Here is an 18,409-nt window from a genome sequence, read left to right as displayed (position 1 = left end):
TTATGGGCCCTTCGGCCGATAACCGTACCCTAGGTTATCCGGCGTGCGCGTTGACATCGACGATCGTTCATATGCCAGCAACCGCTTCGGATCCTCGCGCGCCCAGCGCAATGCATCATGCCCGATCCAGAGTCCGAACAGTGGCGGCCCTGGTGGCTCAGGCATCACGTCGTAATGCGGGTAGCGCACGCGGATCTGCCGCTCGTTGGTGGTGAATTGCGCCAGCAGACGGTAGATCTGCCGTGCGAAGCGAGCGTGGCCCTTGTGATGTGGCGCTGTATGAATCTCGATCTGTCCTTCACCGAAATGCTCGGGTCCATTCGCATCGGCTGGTTTAGGATCGACAGGTCCTCCCAAGAAAATCTGGGGCCAAGACTGTCCTCTGACGGTGATAAGCCAGCCAACGCCTTTTTTCAGATTAAGCTGGGTTGCCGGATCAAAATGCACTTCAATCGGATATGTCAGGTCGGGATGCCAGGGGGTTCGCTCAAGACGAACTTCCGGCTGTTCGGCCCCTCTTATTTCTTCGATGGTCAAATGACGGTTGTAAAGTGCATCCGGAAACGCCTCGACCAGCGCCGTTGCAAACAGCTTCCAGTCCACCGGACTCAGGCAGACATACCGGCTGAGCATGCTGGGTCGCACCAATGGCTCGACTTTCACGATCTCGGGTTGGTCGATTTTCAATTTACGCATGACCACTCACCTGTTTTGTAGCAGGCCATCCCGCCGCAGTTTGCCATCCAGATCATCCCACATCGCACGGCAGCGTGACGCAACATAGTCTGCATATTGCGCCTCGCTCTCACCGGGCTTCATCTTGCGGGCCCAGCCGGCAACGCCAACTTTGATGTTGGTTTCCAGTTTATCGAAGCGTCGGCCCTCGTTGGCGGTCAGGCCCGACTGATCATGCTCGTCGCCGGTTTTCTTGATATCGACCGTATTCATGCGGGCCGTGTACGGGGAGGCCTGATCGACCTTTTTCTCTGCGTCGAATCTTCCGAAAGTACTATCTGGGCGGCTGAATGTTTTGCCCTCACTGGCCCGGATGACTTCTTCTTTCATATATTTCCCTTCTTCGTCGCCCCTCAGGCTCGCACCCGCAACGTGTTCCAAACGACCTGCCAGATCCGGATAGGCCTGCAATTCTTCCAGGCAGGTCCGCACCATGATGCGGTTGGCCTTCTCGGTTTCCGGTTTGCCGCGGCTGCCATGCGGATTGAGCTCGACGATAATCCCGGCCAGCCCCTCCGCCACTGGCTGCTGTGCCGGCGGCAAACCTGAAATCCAGTCTTTCGTCTCGGGCGGGATCAGGCGTTCGTTATCGGGTAGTTTGTCTGCCGCCGGTCGGCCTTGCAGCGATGCGTCAATTGCAGGCGACTGCGACGGCGGAGCGGTCACTTGCTCTTTTTCCGTATCGCCAAGCGGGCGTGAAGGCGGAGGAGTAATGGTCTCGGCGCTGCCCTTCTCATACTGACGCCGCGCATATTCTCCTGCGCCTAAGGCCAGCGCGCCCGTTCCCAGCAAGTACGGCAGCGCTGGGATAAGTGCGGCGGGCAGCGCGGCTGTCTGCTCGCCTGCGGCAGGTGGCGATGCCGGTGCTTCGTCGGTCATGCTCGCATTCAGCAGCTGGATACGCGGTTCCGGCTGCGGCCCGCGCACCTCCTTGGTTCGCGGCGGAGGGGTTGGGTCGCTGTCGCGTTTCTCCATCGTGCGATAAGGCGGCGGCGTATCGGGATCGCGGGCGTAAGTCTCGAAAAAACTGTCGACCTGCGGCGGCGTCGGGATCGGCTGGCCGCGCAGGCGCTCACCCAGCAGGTCCTGCAGGCTCATCAGCGTCTCGCCTTCGCCATTCTCGCCGACTCTGCCGTCGCGCAGCGGCAGCAGCAGGCCATCGACCGGCAGGCCATTGGCCTTCTGCACCTTTCCGATGGCGCGGAACAGCGGCTCGCCGGCCCAGCCGGTCGGCAAGCCCGGTGCGGGCAGGTCATATTCGCCCATCGACGACAGCAGCATCTGCGCCTTGATTACATCGGCGCGGTCGTTGTCGCCGTTGCGGCCGACGGAGCCGGAGAAGTCGAAGGGGTCGTTGTCGTTCGGGAGCAGTAAGGTGCTCATCGGGTGGCTCCGGGAAATGGCAATGGATAAAATGAATTGATTTTAATCCTAGTATTGTGTACTGTATATGTTCTTAATGTCAAGCTGCGATTTGCGCAGTGCGCCACAGTCGACATCGTGAATATCTTTGTATGCGCCGTCGGCAGAGCGGCCTGATCCCGCTCGTCACGATTCAGCACGCAATGGGACGCTTTCAGCACGCAATGGGACTCTTACAGCACTGAATGGGACGCATTCGGCATCGAATGGGACGGACCCGTATCGGAATGGACCGGAATGGGACTCAGAAGGGCGTTTTGATATCGGTGATATCACTGCTGGATACGCTATCCCTCCCATCGTCACCCTCGGATTTATTCCGAGGGTCCATCCCAACCCTACGCGTATCGGCCGGTGCATGTTGGCTTGGGCAGATGGATCCTTGGCCAAGAAGCATTCCTTGGGCCCGAGGATGACGGTTTATGGGGCGTCGAGGATGATGGTTATGGGGTGCGAGGTGCAGAACGAAGGACTGCGAGCGTTAGCGTTTGACAGGCTGCTATCGCTTGGGCGCCTGTTTCACCGCATCCAGCAGCCAGTCGCGGAAGGCGCGGAGCGCCGGATCGTTGCGGCGCGCTTCCGGGTAGAACAGACAGTAGGCCTGCTTGCTGCCGATGCTCTGCTCGAACGGCACCACCAGGCTACCGTCCTTCAGTTCCGGTTCGACCAGGAAGCGCGGCACGATGGCGGCGCCCAGGCCGACCACGGCGGCCTGCACCACCATGGCGAACTGGCCGTAGCGCGGCCCGAGCGGCACCGCCGGGGCGGCGACATTCACGGCGGCGAACCAGTCGGCCCAGGCCGATTGCCGCGTCGATTGCTGCAGCAGCGGCAGTTTGAACAGGTCTTCCGGTTTGCGGATGCGATGCCTGGCCAGCAGTTTTTTCGATACCACCGGCACCAGCTCTTCCTCGATCAGGCGGTCGACCACGGCGCCGGGCCAGACCGGATCGCCAAACGAGATCGCCGCATCCAGCGGCTCGGCGGCGAAATCGAACGTCTCGATCCGCGTCGGCAGGTTCACCGTGATCTGCGGATGCGCCTCCGCGAAAGCGGGCAGGCGTGGGATCAGCCAGCGCGTGCCGAAAGTGGGCAGCGTCGCCACGGTGAGGATGGCATTGCCGCTGCGCGCCGCCATGGTGTTGACGGTGGCGGCGCCGATACGCCCCAGCGCGTCTTGTAATTCTCTGGCGTAACCTGCACCGGCAGGCGTCAGCACCACGCGCTGGCGGATGCGTTCGAACAGCGTGAGGCCCAGCAATTCCTCCAGCAGCTGCACCCTGCGGCTGACCGCGGCCTGGCTGACATTGAGTTCGCTGGCGGCCGCGGTGAAGCTTTCATGCCGGGCCGCCGCCTCGAAGGCGGTCAGCGCGGAAAGCGGCGGCAGAAAACGGCGGGGAAGAGCCATAAAATTGATAATCTCCAGTTATCAACCAATAGCAAATCATCGTTTGCGTGCCAAGCGTCCCTCGGGCAGCTTGCCGGCCCAGCCGAGGGGTATACTCTCCTCTCAAAACACGCAGTCCGAGGAATCGCCATGAACGTGCAGAGCCCCGCCACCAAAGCCGTCTTCAAGTGGGAAGATCCGTTCAACCTCGAAGCCGAACTGACCGAGGACGAGCGCCTGATCCGCGACAGCGCCCGCGAATACTGCCAGCACAAGCTGATGCCGCGCGTGAAGGAAGCCTTCCGCGAGGAAAAGACCGATCCGATGATCTTCCGCGAGATGGGCGAACTCGGCCTGCTCGGTTCGATGATCGAGGGTTACGGCTGCGCCGGCGCGTCTTACGTGGCCTATGGCCTGGTCGCCCGCGAGGTCGAGGCCGTCGATTCCGGCTATCGCTCGATGATGAGCGTGCAGTCCAGCCTGGTGATGTATCCGATCTATGCCTATGGCTCGGAAGCTCAGCGCGAGAAGTACCTGCCCAAGCTGGCGAGCGGCGAATGGATCGGCTGTTTCGGCCTGACCGAGCCCGATCACGGCTCCGATCCGGGCGGCATGAAGACCCGCGCCAAGAAGGTGGCCGGCGGCTATGAAGTGACCGGCGCCAAGATGTGGATTTCCAATTCGCCGCTGGCGCAGGTCTTCGTCGTCTGGGCCAAGACCGAAGACGGCATCATCCGCGGCTTCATCCTGGAAAAGGGCATGAAGGGCCTGTCGGCGCCGAAGATCAACGGCAAGCTCAGCTTGCGCGCCTCGATCACCGGCGAAATCGTCATGGACACCGTGTTCGTGCCGGATGAGAACCTGCTGCCGAATGTGCAGGGCCTGAAGGGTCCGTTCGGCTGCCTGAACAGCGCGCGCTACGGCATCGCCTGGGGCGCCATGGGTGCGGCGGAGGCCTGCTGGCACCAGGCGCGTCAGTATGTGCTGGACCGCAAGCAGTTCAATCGCCCGCTGGCCGCCAACCAGATCATCCAGCTCAAGCTGGCCAACATGCAGACGGAAATCGCGCTCGGCCTCAATGCCGCGCTGCGTGTCGGCCGCCTGCGCGATGCCGGCCAGGAAACTCCGGAGATGATCTCGCTGATCAAGCGCAACAATTGCGGCAAGGCGCTGGATATCGCCCGCATGGCGCGCGACATGCACGGCGGCAACGGCATCCATGAGGATTATCATGTGATGCGCCATCTGGTGAATCTGGAGACGGTGAACACCTACGAGGGCACGCATGACGTCCATGCGCTGATCCTCGGCCGCGCCATGACCGGCATTCAGGCTTTCTACTAAGCCTTCCACTAACAGCAAGGCGGAGGCGCCGGGATGCGCGCGCTCGACGATATCGTTGTGCTCGATCTCAGCCGTGTTTTGGCCGGGCCCTGGTGCACCCAGAACCTGGCCGATCTCGGCGCCACCGTCATCAAGGTGGAAAAGCCGGGCGAGGGCGACGACACGCGCAAATGGGGTCCGGTCTATCTGAAGGACCCCGAAACCGGTGCGCGCGCCGATTCCGCCTATTACCTGGCCGCCAATCGCGGCAAGCGCTCGGTCACCGTCGACATGGCGACGCCGGAAGGCCAGCAGATCCTGCGCGACCTCGCCGCGAAGGCCGATGTCGTGGTGGAGAATTATAAGCTCGGCGGGCTGAAAAAATACGGGCTGGATTACGACAGCCTGTCGAAGCTCAATCCGCGCCTGGTCTACTGCTCGATCACCGGCTTCGGCCAGACCGGGCCTTATGCGCCGCGCGCCGGCTACGACTTTATCATCCAGGGCATGGGCGGGTTGATGAGCGTGACCGGTGAGCGGGACGACCTGCCCGGCGGCGGACCGCAGAAGGCCGGCGTGGCGCTGGCCGATGTGATGACCGGTCTGTATTCGACCATCGCCATCCTCGGTGCGCTGAACCAGCGGCATCGCTCGGGCCGCGGCCAGTATATCGACATGGCGCTGCTGGATGTGCAGGTGGCGGCGCTGGCCAACCAGGCGACCTATTATCTCATCGGCGGCGAAGCGCCGGTGCGCATGGGCAACGGCCATGCCGCCATCGTGCCCTACCAGAGCTTCCCGACCGCCGACGGCCATGTGATCATCGCGGTCGGCAATGACGGCCAGTTCGCCAAGCTGGCCGACGAGCTCGGCCATCCGGAATGGAAGACCGATCCGCGTTTCGCCACCAATATCGAGCGACTGCACAATCGCGCGCTGGTGGTCGGCGCCATCGAAGCGGAAACCCGCAAGCGGACTATGGACGACCTGATCGCGGCACTGGAGAAGCGCCAGGTGCCCTGCGGGCCGATCAACACCATCGACCGCGTTTTCGCCGACCCGCATGTGCAGGCCCGCGGCCTGCGGCAGACCGTGCCGCACGGCCAGCAGGGCAGCCTGCCCAGCGTGGCGAGCCCGCTGCGCCTGTCGGACTCGGCGGTGGCCTACGACCGCGGCCCGCCGCTGCTCGGCGAACATACCGACGAGGTGCTGGCGGAGCAGCTTGGTTTCGATGCGGCGAAACTGGCCGAGCTGCGCGGCAAGGGCGTGATCTAGACCAGGATCACGCCGCCATTCACATGCAGCGTCTGTCCGCTCATGTAGCTGGCGTCGTCCGACGCCAGGAAGATGTAGGCCGGCGCCACCTCATCGGGCTGCCCGGGCCGCTGCATCGGGACCTCCTTGCCGAACTCCGCGACATGTTCGGCCGGGAAGCTGGCTGGAATCAGCGGCGTCCAGATCGGGCCCGGCGCCACGGCATTGACCCGAATGCCCTGTTTCACCAGCGACATGGCGAGCGAGCGGGTGAAGGCCAGCATCGCACCCTTGGTCGCGGAATAATCAATCAGCGTCGGCTGGCCGCGGAAGGCGGTGATCGAGGTGGTGTTAATGATCGCCGCACCTTTCTTCAGGTGCGGCAGCACCGCCTGGGTCAGGTGAAAACTGCCGAAGAGATTGGTGCGGAAGGTGCGTTCCCATTGCCCCGGATCGATCACGGCGAAATCGGTTTCGACATGCTGCTCACCGGCATTGTTCACCAGGATGTCGATATGACCGAAGCTGGCGGCGATCTCCTCCACGCTGCGGTTGATGAAATCGCGATCGGCGATGTCGCCGCAGAACAGCAGGCAGCGTCGACCTTCTGATTCCACTGCAATCTTCGTGGTCTTCGCATCTTCATGCTCATCCAGGTAGAGGATGGCGATATCGGCGCCTTCCTTGGCGAAGCCGATGGCAACGGCGCGGCCGATGCCGCTGTCGCCGCCGGACACTACGGCAACCCTGCCGACAAGCTTGCCGGCGGGTTTATAGCGCCGCATGAAGGATTGCGGTTCGGGCGTCATGGCGCCTTCACTGCCGGGCTGGCTGTCCTGGTGCTGCGGGGGCAGGTCTTTGGGGCGACGGGCAGTGTTGGTCATGATGGCCTCCTGAACGAACTGGGCAGCGGACTCAATGGCCTGCGACGTGTATTGTTCCGGAACTTAGCCTTGCATGGAGGGTTAGGCCGATATGCCATCCCACCGCCTCGCCACCTACAACCGCAAACGCGATTTCAGCAAAACCGCCGAGCCGCGCGGCAAAGCGCAAAAACGCAACCAGCATCGTTTCGTGATCCAGAAGCACGATGCCAGCCATCTGCATTTCGATTTCCGCCTCGAGCATGACGGCGTCCTGAAATCCTGGGCGGTGCCGAAAGGGCCGAGCCTCGACCCGGCCGACAAGCGGCTGGCCGTGCAGGTGGAAGATCATCCGATCGATTACGGGCGGTTCGAGGGTACCATCCCGGAAGGCGAATATGGCGGCGGCACGGTGCAGCTGTGGGATCGCGGCCACTGGCAGCCGGTGGATACCGACGATCCTGGCCAGGCCCTGCGCAAGGGCAAGATCGCCTTCGAACTGGAGGGTGAGCGCCTGCACGGCCGCTGGGCGCTGGTGCAGATGCGCGGCCCGCGCAACAAGAGCGGCAGGAACTGGCTGCTGATCAAGGAAAAGGATCGTTTCGTCCGTACCGGTAAAGCGGCGGACATCGCCGCACTCGATGAGTCGGTGGCGAGCGGTCGCAGCCTGGCGGAAATCGCCGAGGGTGAGGCGCCGGAATGGCGTAACGGCAAGGCGCGCAAACCGAAGCGCAACGGGAAGACGGCGAAGAAGAAAGCGGCGGGTCGTAAGGCGGGCACCGCAATGCCCGGCTTCATCGCGCCGCAACTGGCCAAACTCTGGGATCATCCGCCGGAAGAAGATGGCTGGGCGCATGAGATCAAGTTCGACGGCTACCGCATCCAGCTGCATATCCAGGGCGGCAGGGTGATCGCCTGGTCGCGCAGCGGACTGGACTGGACGGAAAAGTTTCCCGAGATTGTCGCCGCGGCGCGCCGGCTGCCCGATGGCATCATCGATGGCGAGGTCTGCGCGCTGGCCGAGGGCGACCGGCCGGATTTTCCGGCCCTGCAGGCGGCGCTGCAGGAGGGCGATACCGGCGGCCTGGTCTTCTTTGCCTTTGATCTGCTGTGGGCCAAAGGCGAAGACCTGCGCGACCAGCCGTTTGAGACGCGCAAGCAAAGCCTGAAGGCGTTCCTGCCGGCAGAGAGGCAACAGAAACGCATCCGTTTCGTGCCGCATTTCATTTCGCCGGGCGAGGCGCTGCGGCTGTCGTCCTGTCGCATGGGGCTGGAAGGCATCGTCTCCAAGCAGCTGGATGCGCCTTATCGCTCCGGCCGCAGCGACCTCTGGATCAAGACGAAATGCCGCGGCCGGCAGGAATTCGTCATCGGCGGCTACAGTAAGGGGGCTGCAGGCAAAAGCATCGGCGCCCTGCTGATGGGCGTCTATGATGGCAAGGCGCTGCGTTATCGCGGCCGGGTGGGCACCGATTTCAACGGTCGCGTCGCGGCGATGCTGGCGAAAGCACTGAAAAAACTGGAAACCGCGCGCACGCCCTTCACCGGTACCCAGACGGACAAAACCTCGGATGTGACCTGGGTCAAACCCAGACTGGTCGGCGAGGTGGAATATGGCGGCTGGACCGGTGACGGCCTGCTGCGGCATGCGGCCTTCAAAGGGTTGCGCGAGGACAAGCCGGCATCCAGCGTGCGCGGGGAGGGCAAGGCCGTGGCAAAGGCAAAGATTGCAGACGCCCAGAGCAAGGTGACGCTGAGCAACCCGGACAAGCTGCTCTGGCCGAAGGAACGCATCACCAAGGCCGACCTGGCGGCCTATTACGCACGTATGGCGGAGCCGTTGCTGCGCTTTGCCGGTCATCGCCCGGTCTCGATCGTCCGGGCGCCGGACGGCATCGCAGGCGATACCTTTTTCCAGCGCCATCATAACCGCGGTACCTCGGCGCTGATCGGCAAGGTGAAGCTGCCAGGCGACAGGCAACCCTATCTGGTGGTCGACGACGCCGAAGGCCTGCGTGCCATGGCGCAGTGGGGCGTGGTGGAACTGCATCCCTGGGGATCGACGGTGAAGGACATTGCGCATCCTGACCAGCTGATCTTCGACTTCGACCCCGACGAGGCCGTGCCGTTCAGCCGGCTCAAGACGGCGGCCTTCGCCATGCGTGACCGGCTTGCTGATCTCGGCCTCGCCAGCTTCCCCAAACTGACTGGCGGCAAGGGTATCCATGTGGTGGTGCCGCTGAAACCCCAGGGCAAACGAGGGGCCGACTGGAAACAGGCCAAGGCCTTCACCCATGCACTGGCGCAGGCCTTCGAACAGGCCGATCCGGAGCATTTCATCGCCGAGGCGCGCAAGGCCAAGCGCAAGGGCAAGATTTTCGTGGATTATCTGCGCAACGACCGCAGTGCGACGGCGGTGGCCTGCTGGTCGCCGCGCGCCCGCTCCGGTGCGCCCATAGCGGTGCCAGTCACTTGGGACTTCCTGGAAAAACAGAGGCGTCTGCCGGTCTTTACCATGAAGAAGCTGAAGGATGCGCGGGCCCATATCGGCGACTGGGACGATTTCGAGGCCAGCCGCAGGGTGCTGACGAAGACTATGCTGCGGCGCGCCGGCGTGTAGGACGTTTCGCCTTGGCGCGTGTTCTGGCGCGCGGCGACGCGGTCTTGCGGCGTGCGGTCTTGCGGCGCGTGGTCTTCTTGCCGCCCGTATCGCCGCCGCCTTTCAGGCTGCGGCGCAGCGCGGCCAGCAGGTCGCTATCCTCGGCCTTGTCCTCGTCCACTGGTTTCGCCGTGATCTTCTGGCCCTTCTGCTTGCGCCGGATGATCTTGCGCAGGGCATCTTCATAGCGGTCGGTGAAGTCGGCCGGATCGAAGGCCTCGGCCTGCTGGTCGATGATCTTCTCGGCGATGGCCAGCATCTTGCGGTCCGGCTTGCGCGCCGGAATGCCGCGGAAAATGCTGTCTTCCTCGCGGATTTCGTCATGACTGCGCAATGTGGTGAGCAGCAGGCCACGGCCGCGCGGCTCCACGGCCACGACACGCTCTCGCGTATGCATCACCACGCGTCCGATGGCGATACGCTGAGTCTTTTCCATCGCCTCGCGGATGATTGCATAGGCCTCCATCGCATTCCTGCCGTTGGGGGCGACGTAATAAGGCTGGTCCCAGTAGACCCGGTCGATCGCGTTCATTTCGACAAAACTTTCGATGTCGATATTCTTGGTCGATTCGATGCGGGCAGCCTCAATCTCGGCCTTGCTCAGGATGACATAGCGGTTCTTGCCGACATCAAAACCGCGCTGCAGGTCGGTGCGCTTCATCGCGCCCAGCTTGGGGTCATGCGGCACCATGCGGATGCGGCTATGCGTCTTCTTGTGGATCAGGTGGAAGGACACGTCATTGCCACGTGTCGTGGCACTGAACAGTGCCACCGGGCAGGACACCAGCGAGAGTTTCAGATGGCCTTCCCAGCTCGGGCGTTGCATGGCGAATCTCCGCGCAAAAATGACAGCGACAGAGTCGAACGGAAGCCGCGGGGCAGGGTTCCTGCCGGATTTTTCGCCAGGGCGAGGGAACGCATATGGTTCCGCCGGGTTGACTCGCCAGCCAGGTCATTCAGGAGGGCGCCATGCAGAACCAGACTATTCCGGCCCGGCCGGAGGTCCTCCCGGAGCATGTGCCCGCTGCCCGTCCCGGCCTGCCGCCCAGGCCCGAGCAGGGGGGCAATCCCCATGCCCAGCGCCAGCAGGAGCAGGCACAGCAGCAGATTCAGCAGTAATCGGCACAATCAGGCCGCCGGCAGACGGATCCAGAAACGGCTGCCGACCTGTTCTTCGCTTTCAAAACCGATCTCGCCGTTCATCGCATGGGTCAGGCGCCGGGCAATCGCCAGGCCGAGTCCGAGGCCGGCAACGGCGCTGCCTTCGCGGCCCAGACGATTGAAGCTCTGGAAGGCATCGTGCTGGCGCTCGGCCGGAATGCCGCAGCCGGTGTCCTGGACATAGAGCGTGACCTGCCGGTTGGCATCGCAGGCGCAGCCCAGCGTGATGCGGCCGCCGGCGGCGGTGAACTTGAAGGCATTGCTGATGAAATTGCCGACAATGCGTAACAGCTGAGTATAGTCGGCCCGCAAGGTGAGCGGCTGTTCGCAGAGCTGGCGGGTCAAGGTCACCTGGTTCAGCCTGGCGGCCGGCAGATGTAACTGGAAGGCCTCGCTGATCACGTCCTGAGCCTGAACCGGTTCGATGTCGAAGGGGACGGCCCCGGCCTCAAGCTGCGCCATGGTCAGCATGCCATCGGTAAGATGGAGCAGCGTCTGGCCCGCAGTCTTGATCGCATCGACATACCCCAGATCGTCCCGGGTGAACTTGCCGCCCGGGTTCATTTCCAGAATCTGTGAAAAGCCGAGGATGGCGTTGAGCGGCGTGCGGAATTCGTGGCTCATGGAGCTGAGGAATTTTCTCTTCAGCTGGTTGGCGGCGACCTGGGCGGTGGCGAGCCGCTCGGCCTGGATTTGCGCCTTGTGCAGTTCCAGTTCATCCACGGTGATGGCGGCCAGCCTGCGCAGGCGCAGCACATCATCGGCCGAGATGCGGCGCGACCGGTGGTCGAGTATGCAAAGGGAGCCCAGGCGATGGCCGTCGTGGTCGGTCAGCGGAATGCCGGCGTAAAAGCGGATATGGGGCGCATTGCACACCAGCGGATTTTTGCGAAACAACGGATGGTCGAGGGCGTTCTCGACAACGAAGGGTGCGTCATCAAGGATGGCATGGGCGCAGAAGGCGATGTCGCGCGGGGTTTCGCGCACCGGCAGGCCATGGCTGGACTTGAACCATTGCCGTTCGGAATCGACCAGCGTGACCAGCGCAATCGGCACGTCGAACAGATCGGCGGCCAGCTCCGTGATGCGATCGAATCGTTCATCGGCGGCGGTGTCGAGAATGCTATAGTCGCGCAGAGCCGCAAGGCGCTGGTTTTCATGGGCAGGCAGGGCGGCTGGAACGGTCATGGCATCTCGTCTTGAGCTGCGGCAGCGTGGCTGCGACGGCGGCTGAGGCGGACGCTACATCACAGCCCGCGGCTCGGCGCCTTACTTTCCGATAACGCTATGGCTTTTGTCGGGGACGTGAAAAATGCAATAAAATCAAGGTCGCATGAGTGGTTGACCAGCCTTCCGCAGACAGACGATATAGTCTTGAATGTCGCATGGGTTGATGGCGCCGCCGATATGAATCCCGTGGCGTGCAGGGCCCTGTCGGCGCGGTGCAGCCAAAGGCTTTGACAAGGCGTCATCCGCGCCCTGACTTTGCATCTCCCAGCTGGAGATTTTGATCATGGCAGTGAGTGGTATCGGCCGGACCAGGGATATTGTCGCAGTTTTTCTGCTGCTGATTGCCGCGCCGACATGGGCGCAGCCCAGGCTGCAATCCGGGCCGAATTTCGAAAGCATTGCACCTGAATCGGCCACCGGCCGCAGCGAGAAGGCGGCTGTACGGACCAGCCGGTATATGGCGGCTGCGGCCAATCCCCATGCCGCCGAAGCCGGCGCGCAGATCATGGCGCAGGGCGGCTCCGCAGTGGATGCCGCCATTGCCACGGCACTGGTGCTCAATCTGGTGGAACCGCAATCGGCCGGCATCGGCGGCGGCGGCTTCATGCTGGTCTGGGACAATGCGCGGCAGACACTGCGTGCTTTCGACGGGCGCGAAACCGCACCGGCAGGAGTCGACCGGCTGCTGTTCTACAATGCGGCCGGCCAGAAAAAGAGCTTCATGGAAGCCGTGGTCGGCGGCGCCTCGGTCGGTGTGCCCGGCATGCTGCGCATGTTCGAACTGGCGCATGCCGAATACGGCCGGCTGCCCTGGGGTGCGCTGTTCCAGCCGGCGATCCGGCTGGCCGAGGCCGGCTTCGCGGTTTCGCCGCGGCTGCATGCGCTGCTTGATCGCGACCAGCATCTGCGCCAGGTGCCGCAGGCGCGCGCATTGTTCTATACCGAAGGTGGAGTGCCGAAAGCGGTCGGCAGCCTGCTGGTCAATGCGCCGCTGGCGGCAGCCTTGCGGCGCATCGCCAGCGAAGGTGCCAGTGCCTTCTATACCGGCGCCATCGCGGCCGATATTGTCGCCACGGTGCGCCATGCGCCCGGCAATCCCGGCGCGATGACGCTGCAAGACCTGGCCGATTATCGCGCCACGGAACGCGATCCGGTCTGTGCGCCGTATCGCGCCTATCGCATCTGCTCCATGCCGCCGCCATCCTCCGCCGTGAACATGCTGCAGGCGCTCGGCATCCTGGCACATTACGAGATCGCGCAATATGCGCCGCTGTCACCGGAGGCCGTGCATCTGATTGCCCAGGCCGAACGGCTCGGCTATGCCGACCGCGATTTTTACGTGGCCGATCCCGATCATGTGCAGATACCGCTCAGCGGCCTGATCGACCGTGGCTATCTTGCCGGCCGTGCCCGGCTGGTCGATCCCGCGCGCGGCAGCGCCCAGCCGGCAGCAGCGGGCGAGCCGCCGACCAAGCACGGCGCCCTGCCGCATCCCGGCCATGACAGTGCCGTCGAACTGCCCTCCACCACGCATGTCTCGGTGGTGGATGCGCAACGCAACGCCGTGGCGATGACAGTGACGATCGAAAATGTCTTCGGCGCGAAGCAGATGACCCACGGTTTCCTGCTCAACAACCAACTGACGGATTTCTCGTCCGAGGCCGAAGAGAATGGTCGTGCTGTTGCCAATCGTATCGAACCCGGCAAACGCCCGCGCAGCTCGATGGCGCCGACTGTGGTGTTCAACGGCGATGGCAGCCTGCGCCTCGTGATCGGCTCGCCCGGCGGCAGCCGCATCCTCGGCTATGTGGCGCAGAGCATCATCGGCGTGCTGGACTGGAACCTGGATATCCAGCAGGCGATCAGCCTGCCGCATGTGCTCGACCGCAATACCGGGCTGGAACTGGAGCAGGATACCGCCGCCGCCGGCCTGGCTGAAACGATGCGGGCGCGGGGCCACAGGGTGAGCGTACTGGAGCTGAACAGCGGCCTGCAGGGCATCGAGTTGCGCGGCGACGGCAGCCTGATCGGCGGTGCCGATCCGCGCCGCGAGGGCATCGCGGTCGGGCGCTAGCGCATTGGTCGGGAAGCTGGAGCGGGTGAGGGGAATCGAACCCCCGTCGTAAGCTTGGGAAGCTTCTGCTCTGCCATTGAGCTACACCCGCCCGCAGCCGGAAGATAGCCAAGGGCGCCGGCGGTGACAACAGGGCCGCGCCCGGTCCGGCCAGCGGTCAGTGCGTCTCGGCCATGGCGGCTGCGATCTGGTCGGGCGTCAGGTCGAAATGCCGCGCCAGGCCGGCCGCGCCGGCCCCGGTCAGCGTCACGGCGCGGCTGTCGCGCCGCCGCTCCAGCCAGCCCAGGTCGAAGCAGCGTTCGGCCAGTGCCGCGCCCAGGCTGCCGGCCAGATGCGGGCTGCGTTCGCTCCAGTCCAGGCAGGCACGGGCGAAGCGGCGTTTGCCTCCACCGGGTTTGCCCCGGGCGAGCGCATCCACATCGATTTGCAGGGCGGCAAAGAGCCGCCGGCCTGCAGACGTGACCACGAAATCCTCTTCCGACTGGCCGGCCGGCAGCAGGCAGCCGCGCGCCACCAGCTGGTCGAACAGGCAGACGCCGAGCCTGCCGGCGATATGGTCGTAGCAGGTGCGCGCCGCGCGCAGCGCGCCGGCTACGCGGGTATGGTGATGGTGCTTCGGCAGCGGGCGTTCGCCGGCCAGCGCCATCAGGCTTTCAATGGCGACTGCCACCTGCGCATTGGCAAGATGGTAGTAACGGTGACGACCCTGTTTCGCCAGACCGAGCAGCCCGCCTTCCGACAGCTTGGCGAGATGGCCGCTGGTGGTCTGCGGCGAGACGCCGGCGATATGCGCCAGCTCCTTGGCGGTGCGGGCGCGGCCATCCATCAGCGCCTTCAGGATATTGGCACGCGCCGGATCGCCGATCAGGGCCGCGATTTTCGCCACATGGGGGTCGTTGCTGCTCATGGCGCGACTCTAGGTGCAGCGTCAGCTGTCGTCCATCTGCAACACTACGGTCCCGGACGAAGCATCGGCGCGATGTGCAGACGGAACGCTGCCGTTACTGGTGACATCAGATGTCAGTGTCATGGCCTATGGTCATGTTCACGTCATCGCAGCCGGATAGGTTTGCAGGACGGAACAATAAAAAAGGAGTCTCGCCATGCCTCAGACCCTGATTGCCGGTTCGCGCAGCCACAGCGCACCCGCAGACCCGCTGCAGAAGCCGCGCCATCTGTTGACGACCCTTGTCCTGCAGGTGGTCGCGTCGCAGCGGATGCGGCGTGAGCGCGGGCAGCTTGCCGAACTGAGCGACGCCACGCTCAAGGATCTCGGCCTCACGCGCGCCGATGTCTGGAATGAGTTGCGTAAACCGGCCTGGCGTCGCTGAGGCGCCAGATCGATAGGCTAGATGGGGAAGATCAGGCAGGTGGTGGTGCCGGTGGCGAGAATCTTGCCGTTGGCATCGACGATGCGGCCCTCGGCGGTGCCGACGCGGCTGCCGACCTGGATCGCGTTGCCCTCGGCATAGACCGTGCCGGTCTTGTGCGTGATCGCCCGCACCAGACTGACCTTGTATTCCAGCGTGGTGTAACCCATGCCCCTGGGCAGCATCGACTGCACGGCGCAGGACATGCAGCTGTCCAGCATGGTGCCGGCATAGCCGCCATGCACACTGCCGATCGGATTGTAATGCGTCAGGTCGGGCCGACCGGCAAAGACGATGCGGCCGGGTTCGGCCTCATGAATCCACATCTTCATCAGTTCGGCGATCGGCGCGCCGGGCAGTTCGCCGCTCATGAGCTTGCGGAACAGCTCGATGCCCTCCAGCTCGCGCAGGGTCTCCAGCGGCACCGGCGCATAGCGGCCGCCGGTCGGCGGCTGGAGATCGGCGGAGCGGGCGGGTGCGACGGACGGCTGCGGTGCGGCGGACATGGGGACTCCTGTCTCGGGTCGTTTCTGGGCCGGCAGGCAAAAATGGGGAGGCCGGAAGTTGTGGCAGACCGGCGATCCGGTGAGTTACCGGGAGGATGGCTTGCCGGGCTGCCATATATCGTGTATATACACGTTATGAACCGGGTCCCGCAAGCGTCCAATTCCAGCGCCGAGAGTTTCATCCTGCCGCCACCGATGCCGGATGGCCGCGAACGCTGCCTGTGCTTCCAGCTGCGGGCCGCGGCGCGGCGGGCCAGTGCGCTCTATACCAGCCGGCTGGCCCCCATCGGTCTCGGCCTGCCGCAATACAGCCTGGTCGGCATGGCCTGGGCCTGCGAGAAGCAGAACGGTCGTCCGCCCAGCATCACCGAACTGGCGACGGCGCTGGACCTGGATCGCAGCACGCTGAGCCGCAATCTCAAGCCGATGATCGAGGCCGGCCTGGTGGAGGTGGCGCCGAGCGGCCATGGCCGCGCCAAACTGGTGCGGGCCACGCGCGAAGGCCGTGCCGCCTATCGCGCCGGTGTAACGCTGTGGCGCGCCGCGCAGGACGAGGCGCAGGCCGCGCTCGGCATGCAATTCACCGGCCTGATGCAGGCGCTGGAAGCCACCATTGCCGGCCTGCCGTCGGCGGCCGGCAGCACTGCCGCCAACGACCTCTGATCCTGAAATTCGGGCGCTTGGCCAAGACTTAAGTCTTGGCCGGGCCTATGCTTTGGTCGAAAGCCGAGGCGGCCCGCCTTGTCCCTACCCAGCGTTGCGGGCATCATCGCGGCCGATTGAGGGAACGCCGCCGGCCCGCCAGGGATGCTGGGAGACGCCAGGGTCATGATTCTGGCTGATCCGGCCGGTCGGACGAACGCATGAAGGGAGCCAAAAACATGGCTGATAACGAGCTGTTTCCGGTGGCCGCCGACTGGGCCGAGCGTGCCTGGGTCGATGCCGGCAAATACAAGGCGATGTACGAGCGGTCGATGCAGGATCCGAACGGTTTCTGGGCCGAACACGGCAAGCGCGTCGACTGGATCAAGCCCTTCACCCAGGTGAAGGACGTTTCCTTCGACAAGAAGGACCTGCATATCCGCTGGTTTGCCGACGGTGTGCTGAATGTCTCGGTCAATTGCATCGACCGCCATCTGGCCGAGCGCGCCAACCAGACCGCGATCATCTGGGAAGGTGACGATCCGTCGAAGTCGGAGCATATCACCTACCAGAAACTGCACGACGAAGTCTGCCGCATGGCCAATGTGATGAAGGCCAACGGCGTCAAGAAGGGTGACCGTGTCACCATCTATCTGCCGATGATCCCGGCGGCGGCCTATGCCATGCTGGCCTGCGCCCGCATCGGGGCCACCCATTCCATCGTGTTCGGCGGGTTCTCGCCGGACAGCCTGGCCAACCGGATCCAGGATTGCGACAGCCAGTTCGTCATCACTGCCGATGAAGGCCTGCGCGGCGGCCGTCCGGTGCCGCTGAAGGCCAATACCGATGCGGCGCTGAAAAGCTGCCCCGGCGTGAAGAAGGTGCTGGTGGTCAGGCATACCGGCGGCAAGGTCGACTGGCTCGCCGCCCGCGATCTGTGGTTCCATGAAGAGGCCGCCAAGGTGCCGGCGACCTGCGCGCCGGAGCCGATGAACGCGGAAGATCCGCTCTTCATCCTCTATACCTCGGGTTCGACCGGCAAGCCGAAGGGCGTGCTGCACACCACCGGCGGCTATCTGGTCTTCGCCGCGATGACGCACCAGTATGTCTTCGATTATCACGACGGTGAAATCTACTGGTGCACAGCCGATGTGGGCTGGGTCACCGGGCACAGCTACATCGTCTACGGCCCGCTGGCCAATGGCGCCACCACGCTGATGTTCGAGGGCGTGCCGAACTATCCGGATGCCTCGCGCTTCTGGCAGGTGATCGACAAGCACAAGGTCAATATCTTCTACACCGCCCCCACCGCGATCCGCGCCCTGATGCGCGAAGGCGAGGCGCCGGTGAAAAAGACCAGCCGCGCCTCGCTCCGCCTGCTCGGCTCGGTGGGCGAGCCGATCAATCCGGAAGCCTGGCTGTGGTATCACCGCGTGGTCGGCGACGGCCGCTGCCCGATCGTCGATACCTGGTGGCAGACCGAGACCGGCGGCATCCTGATCACGCCGCTGCCCGGCGCCATCGCGCAGAAGCCCGGTTCCGCGACGCTGCCTTTCTTCGGCGTCAAGCCCGAACTGGTCGATGGCGAAGGCAATGTGCTGGAGGGGGCGACCGAGGGGAATCTGTGCATCAGTGACAGCTGGCCAGGCCAGATGCGCACGGTCTATGGCGATCACCAGCGCTTCATCGATACCTATTTCAGCACCTTCCCCGGCAAGTATTTTACCGGCGACGGCTGCCGCCGCGATGCCGATGGCTATTACTGGATCACCGGCCGCGTCGA

General features: G+C 64.0%; 16 protein-coding genes and 1 tRNA gene. 8 read left to right on the top strand and 9 right to left on the bottom strand.

Annotation, left to right across the window (positions count from 1 at the left end):
• The 3 genes from OJJ21_RS09515 to gcvA form a co-directional block, all read right to left on the bottom strand.
• Positions 1-696, bottom strand: a complete 696-nt coding sequence (locus OJJ21_RS09515; RefSeq protein ID WP_297685539.1) for a hypothetical protein — start codon at positions 694-696, stop codon at positions 1-3.
• 6 nt (positions 697-702) lie between these two features.
• The gene (locus OJJ21_RS09510; RefSeq protein WP_297685537.1) at positions 703-2,118 is read right to left on the bottom strand and encodes a peptidoglycan-binding protein; all 1,416 of its coding nucleotides are present in this window, start codon (positions 2,116-2,118) and stop codon (positions 703-705) included.
• 538 nt (positions 2,119-2,656) lie between these two features.
• Positions 2,657-3,565, bottom strand: coding sequence for a transcriptional regulator GcvA (gene gcvA / locus OJJ21_RS09505; protein ID WP_297685535.1), 909 nt, complete (start codon positions 3,563-3,565; stop codon positions 2,657-2,659).
• Positions 3,566-3,694: 129 nt separating this feature from the next.
• On the opposite strand from gcvA, the gene OJJ21_RS09500 reads away from it, so the two are divergent.
• Together OJJ21_RS09500 and OJJ21_RS09495 are read left to right on the top strand one after the other, a co-directional pair.
• Complete coding sequence (locus tag OJJ21_RS09500; RefSeq protein ID WP_297685533.1) at positions 3,695-4,888, top strand: acyl-CoA dehydrogenase; 1,194 nt, start codon at positions 3,695-3,697, stop codon at positions 4,886-4,888.
• Between the two features lie 33 nt (positions 4,889-4,921).
• The gene (locus OJJ21_RS09495; RefSeq protein ID WP_297685530.1) at positions 4,922-6,142 is read left to right on the top strand and encodes a CaiB/BaiF CoA-transferase family protein; all 1,221 of its coding nucleotides are present in this window, start codon (positions 4,922-4,924) and stop codon (positions 6,140-6,142) included.
• Here OJJ21_RS09495 and OJJ21_RS09490 read toward each other — a convergent pair.
• Positions 6,139-7,005 carry an SDR family oxidoreductase gene (locus OJJ21_RS09490; RefSeq protein ID WP_297685528.1) on the bottom strand — a complete coding sequence of 289 codons (867 nt, stop codon included), beginning with the start codon at positions 7,003-7,005 and terminating at the stop codon, positions 6,139-6,141. The genes OJJ21_RS09495 and OJJ21_RS09490 overlap by 4 nt on opposite strands.
• 91 nt (positions 7,006-7,096) lie before the next feature.
• Between OJJ21_RS09490 and ligD the strand changes: the two genes are divergently transcribed.
• Positions 7,097-9,604 carry a DNA ligase D gene (gene ligD, locus OJJ21_RS09485; protein ID WP_297685526.1) on the top strand — a complete coding sequence of 836 codons (2,508 nt, stop codon included), beginning with the start codon at positions 7,097-7,099 and terminating at the stop codon, positions 9,602-9,604.
• Here ligD and OJJ21_RS09480 read toward each other — a convergent pair.
• Positions 9,579-10,469 carry a Ku protein gene (locus OJJ21_RS09480; protein WP_297685524.1) on the bottom strand — a complete coding sequence of 297 codons (891 nt, stop codon included), beginning with the start codon at positions 10,467-10,469 and terminating at the stop codon, positions 9,579-9,581. The genes ligD and OJJ21_RS09480 overlap by 26 nt on opposite strands.
• Before the next feature lie 143 nt (positions 10,470-10,612).
• Between OJJ21_RS09480 and OJJ21_RS09475 the strand changes: the two genes are divergently transcribed.
• The gene (locus OJJ21_RS09475) at positions 10,613-10,762 is read left to right on the top strand and encodes a hypothetical protein (protein WP_297685521.1); all 150 of its coding nucleotides are present in this window, start codon (positions 10,613-10,615) and stop codon (positions 10,760-10,762) included.
• A 9-nt stretch (positions 10,763-10,771) separates the two neighbouring features.
• Here OJJ21_RS09475 and OJJ21_RS09470 read toward each other — a convergent pair whose 3' ends face one another.
• On the bottom strand, positions 10,772-11,992 hold the full coding sequence (locus OJJ21_RS09470; protein WP_297685519.1) for a GAF domain-containing sensor histidine kinase: 1,221 nt from the start codon (positions 11,990-11,992) through the stop codon (positions 10,772-10,774).
• Positions 11,993-12,317: 325 nt separating this feature from the next.
• On the opposite strand from OJJ21_RS09470, the gene ggt reads away from it, so the two are divergent.
• Positions 12,318-14,108, top strand: coding sequence for a gamma-glutamyltransferase (gene ggt / locus OJJ21_RS09465; RefSeq protein WP_297685516.1), 1,791 nt, complete (start codon positions 12,318-12,320; stop codon positions 14,106-14,108).
• Between the two features lie 17 nt (positions 14,109-14,125).
• Here the strand turns inward: ggt and OJJ21_RS09460 are convergent.
• A tRNA-Gly gene (locus tag OJJ21_RS09460) sits at positions 14,126-14,199 on the bottom strand.
• A 66-nt stretch (positions 14,200-14,265) separates the two neighbouring features.
• A complete protein-coding gene (locus OJJ21_RS09455; protein ID WP_297685514.1) occupies positions 14,266-15,015 on the bottom strand; it encodes a helix-turn-helix transcriptional regulator in 750 nt (249 codons plus the stop codon).
• A gap of 196 nt (positions 15,016-15,211) precedes the next feature.
• Between OJJ21_RS09455 and OJJ21_RS09450 the strand changes: the two genes are divergently transcribed.
• Positions 15,212-15,439: a DUF1127 domain-containing protein gene (locus tag OJJ21_RS09450; RefSeq protein WP_297685512.1), complete on the top strand. Its 228-nt coding sequence runs from the start codon at positions 15,212-15,214 to the stop codon at positions 15,437-15,439.
• 17 nt (positions 15,440-15,456) lie between these two features.
• Here the strand turns inward: OJJ21_RS09450 and OJJ21_RS09445 are convergent, their stop codons facing one another.
• Positions 15,457-15,984: a PaaI family thioesterase gene (locus OJJ21_RS09445; protein WP_297685510.1), complete on the bottom strand. Its 528-nt coding sequence runs from the start codon at positions 15,982-15,984 to the stop codon at positions 15,457-15,459.
• Positions 15,985-16,119: 135 nt separating this feature from the next.
• Between OJJ21_RS09445 and OJJ21_RS09440 the strand changes: the two genes are divergently transcribed.
• Together OJJ21_RS09440 and acs are read left to right on the top strand one after the other, a co-directional pair.
• Positions 16,120-16,647 (top strand): MarR family winged helix-turn-helix transcriptional regulator, encoded by a 528-nt coding sequence (locus OJJ21_RS09440; protein ID WP_297685508.1) that lies wholly within the window; start codon positions 16,120-16,122, stop codon positions 16,645-16,647.
• Positions 16,648-16,865: 218 nt separating this feature from the next.
• Positions 16,866-18,409, top strand: a 1,544-nt coding sequence (gene acs, locus OJJ21_RS09435; RefSeq protein ID WP_297685506.1) for an acetate--CoA ligase, incomplete at its 3' end; no start/stop codon positions are given.

The sequence above is a fragment of the Ferrovibrio sp. genome, assembly GCF_025869515.1.
Classification (GTDB): Bacteria; Pseudomonadota; Alphaproteobacteria; order Ferrovibrionales; family Ferrovibrionaceae; genus Ferrovibrio.
The sequence above is the reverse complement of the archived record's forward strand: the minus strand, read 5'-3'. Positions and strand labels throughout refer to the sequence as shown.

Coding starts and splice junctions, on each gene's coding strand:
- OJJ21_RS09515 (WP_297685539.1), bottom strand. CDS start 696: ATGCGTAAATTGAAAATCGACCAACCCGAGATCGTGAAAGTCGAGCCA.
- OJJ21_RS09510 (WP_297685537.1), bottom strand. CDS start 2,118: ATGAGCACCTTACTGCTCCCGAACGACAACGACCCCTTCGACTTCTCC.
- gcvA (WP_297685535.1), bottom strand. CDS start 3,565: ATGGCTCTTCCCCGCCGTTTTCTGCCGCCGCTTTCCGCGCTGACCGCC.
- OJJ21_RS09500 (WP_297685533.1), top strand. CDS start 3,695: ATGAACGTGCAGAGCCCCGCCACCAAAGCCGTCTTCAAGTGGGAAGAT.
- OJJ21_RS09495 (WP_297685530.1), top strand. CDS start 4,922: ATGCGCGCGCTCGACGATATCGTTGTGCTCGATCTCAGCCGTGTTTTG.
- OJJ21_RS09490 (WP_297685528.1), bottom strand. CDS start 7,005: ATGACCAACACTGCCCGTCGCCCCAAAGACCTGCCCCCGCAGCACCAG.
- ligD (WP_297685526.1), top strand. CDS start 7,097: ATGCCATCCCACCGCCTCGCCACCTACAACCGCAAACGCGATTTCAGC.
- OJJ21_RS09480 (WP_297685524.1), bottom strand. CDS start 10,469: ATGCAACGCCCGAGCTGGGAAGGCCATCTGAAACTCTCGCTGGTGTCC.
- OJJ21_RS09475 (WP_297685521.1), top strand. CDS start 10,613: ATGCAGAACCAGACTATTCCGGCCCGGCCGGAGGTCCTCCCGGAGCAT.
- OJJ21_RS09470 (WP_297685519.1), bottom strand. CDS start 11,992: ATGACCGTTCCAGCCGCCCTGCCTGCCCATGAAAACCAGCGCCTTGCG.
- ggt (WP_297685516.1), top strand. CDS start 12,318: ATGGCAGTGAGTGGTATCGGCCGGACCAGGGATATTGTCGCAGTTTTT.
- OJJ21_RS09455 (WP_297685514.1), bottom strand. CDS start 15,015: ATGAGCAGCAACGACCCCCATGTGGCGAAAATCGCGGCCCTGATCGGC.
- OJJ21_RS09450 (WP_297685512.1), top strand. CDS start 15,212: ATGCCTCAGACCCTGATTGCCGGTTCGCGCAGCCACAGCGCACCCGCA.
- OJJ21_RS09445 (WP_297685510.1), bottom strand. CDS start 15,984: ATGTCCGCCGCACCGCAGCCGTCCGTCGCACCCGCCCGCTCCGCCGAT.
- OJJ21_RS09440 (WP_297685508.1), top strand. CDS start 16,120: ATGAACCGGGTCCCGCAAGCGTCCAATTCCAGCGCCGAGAGTTTCATC.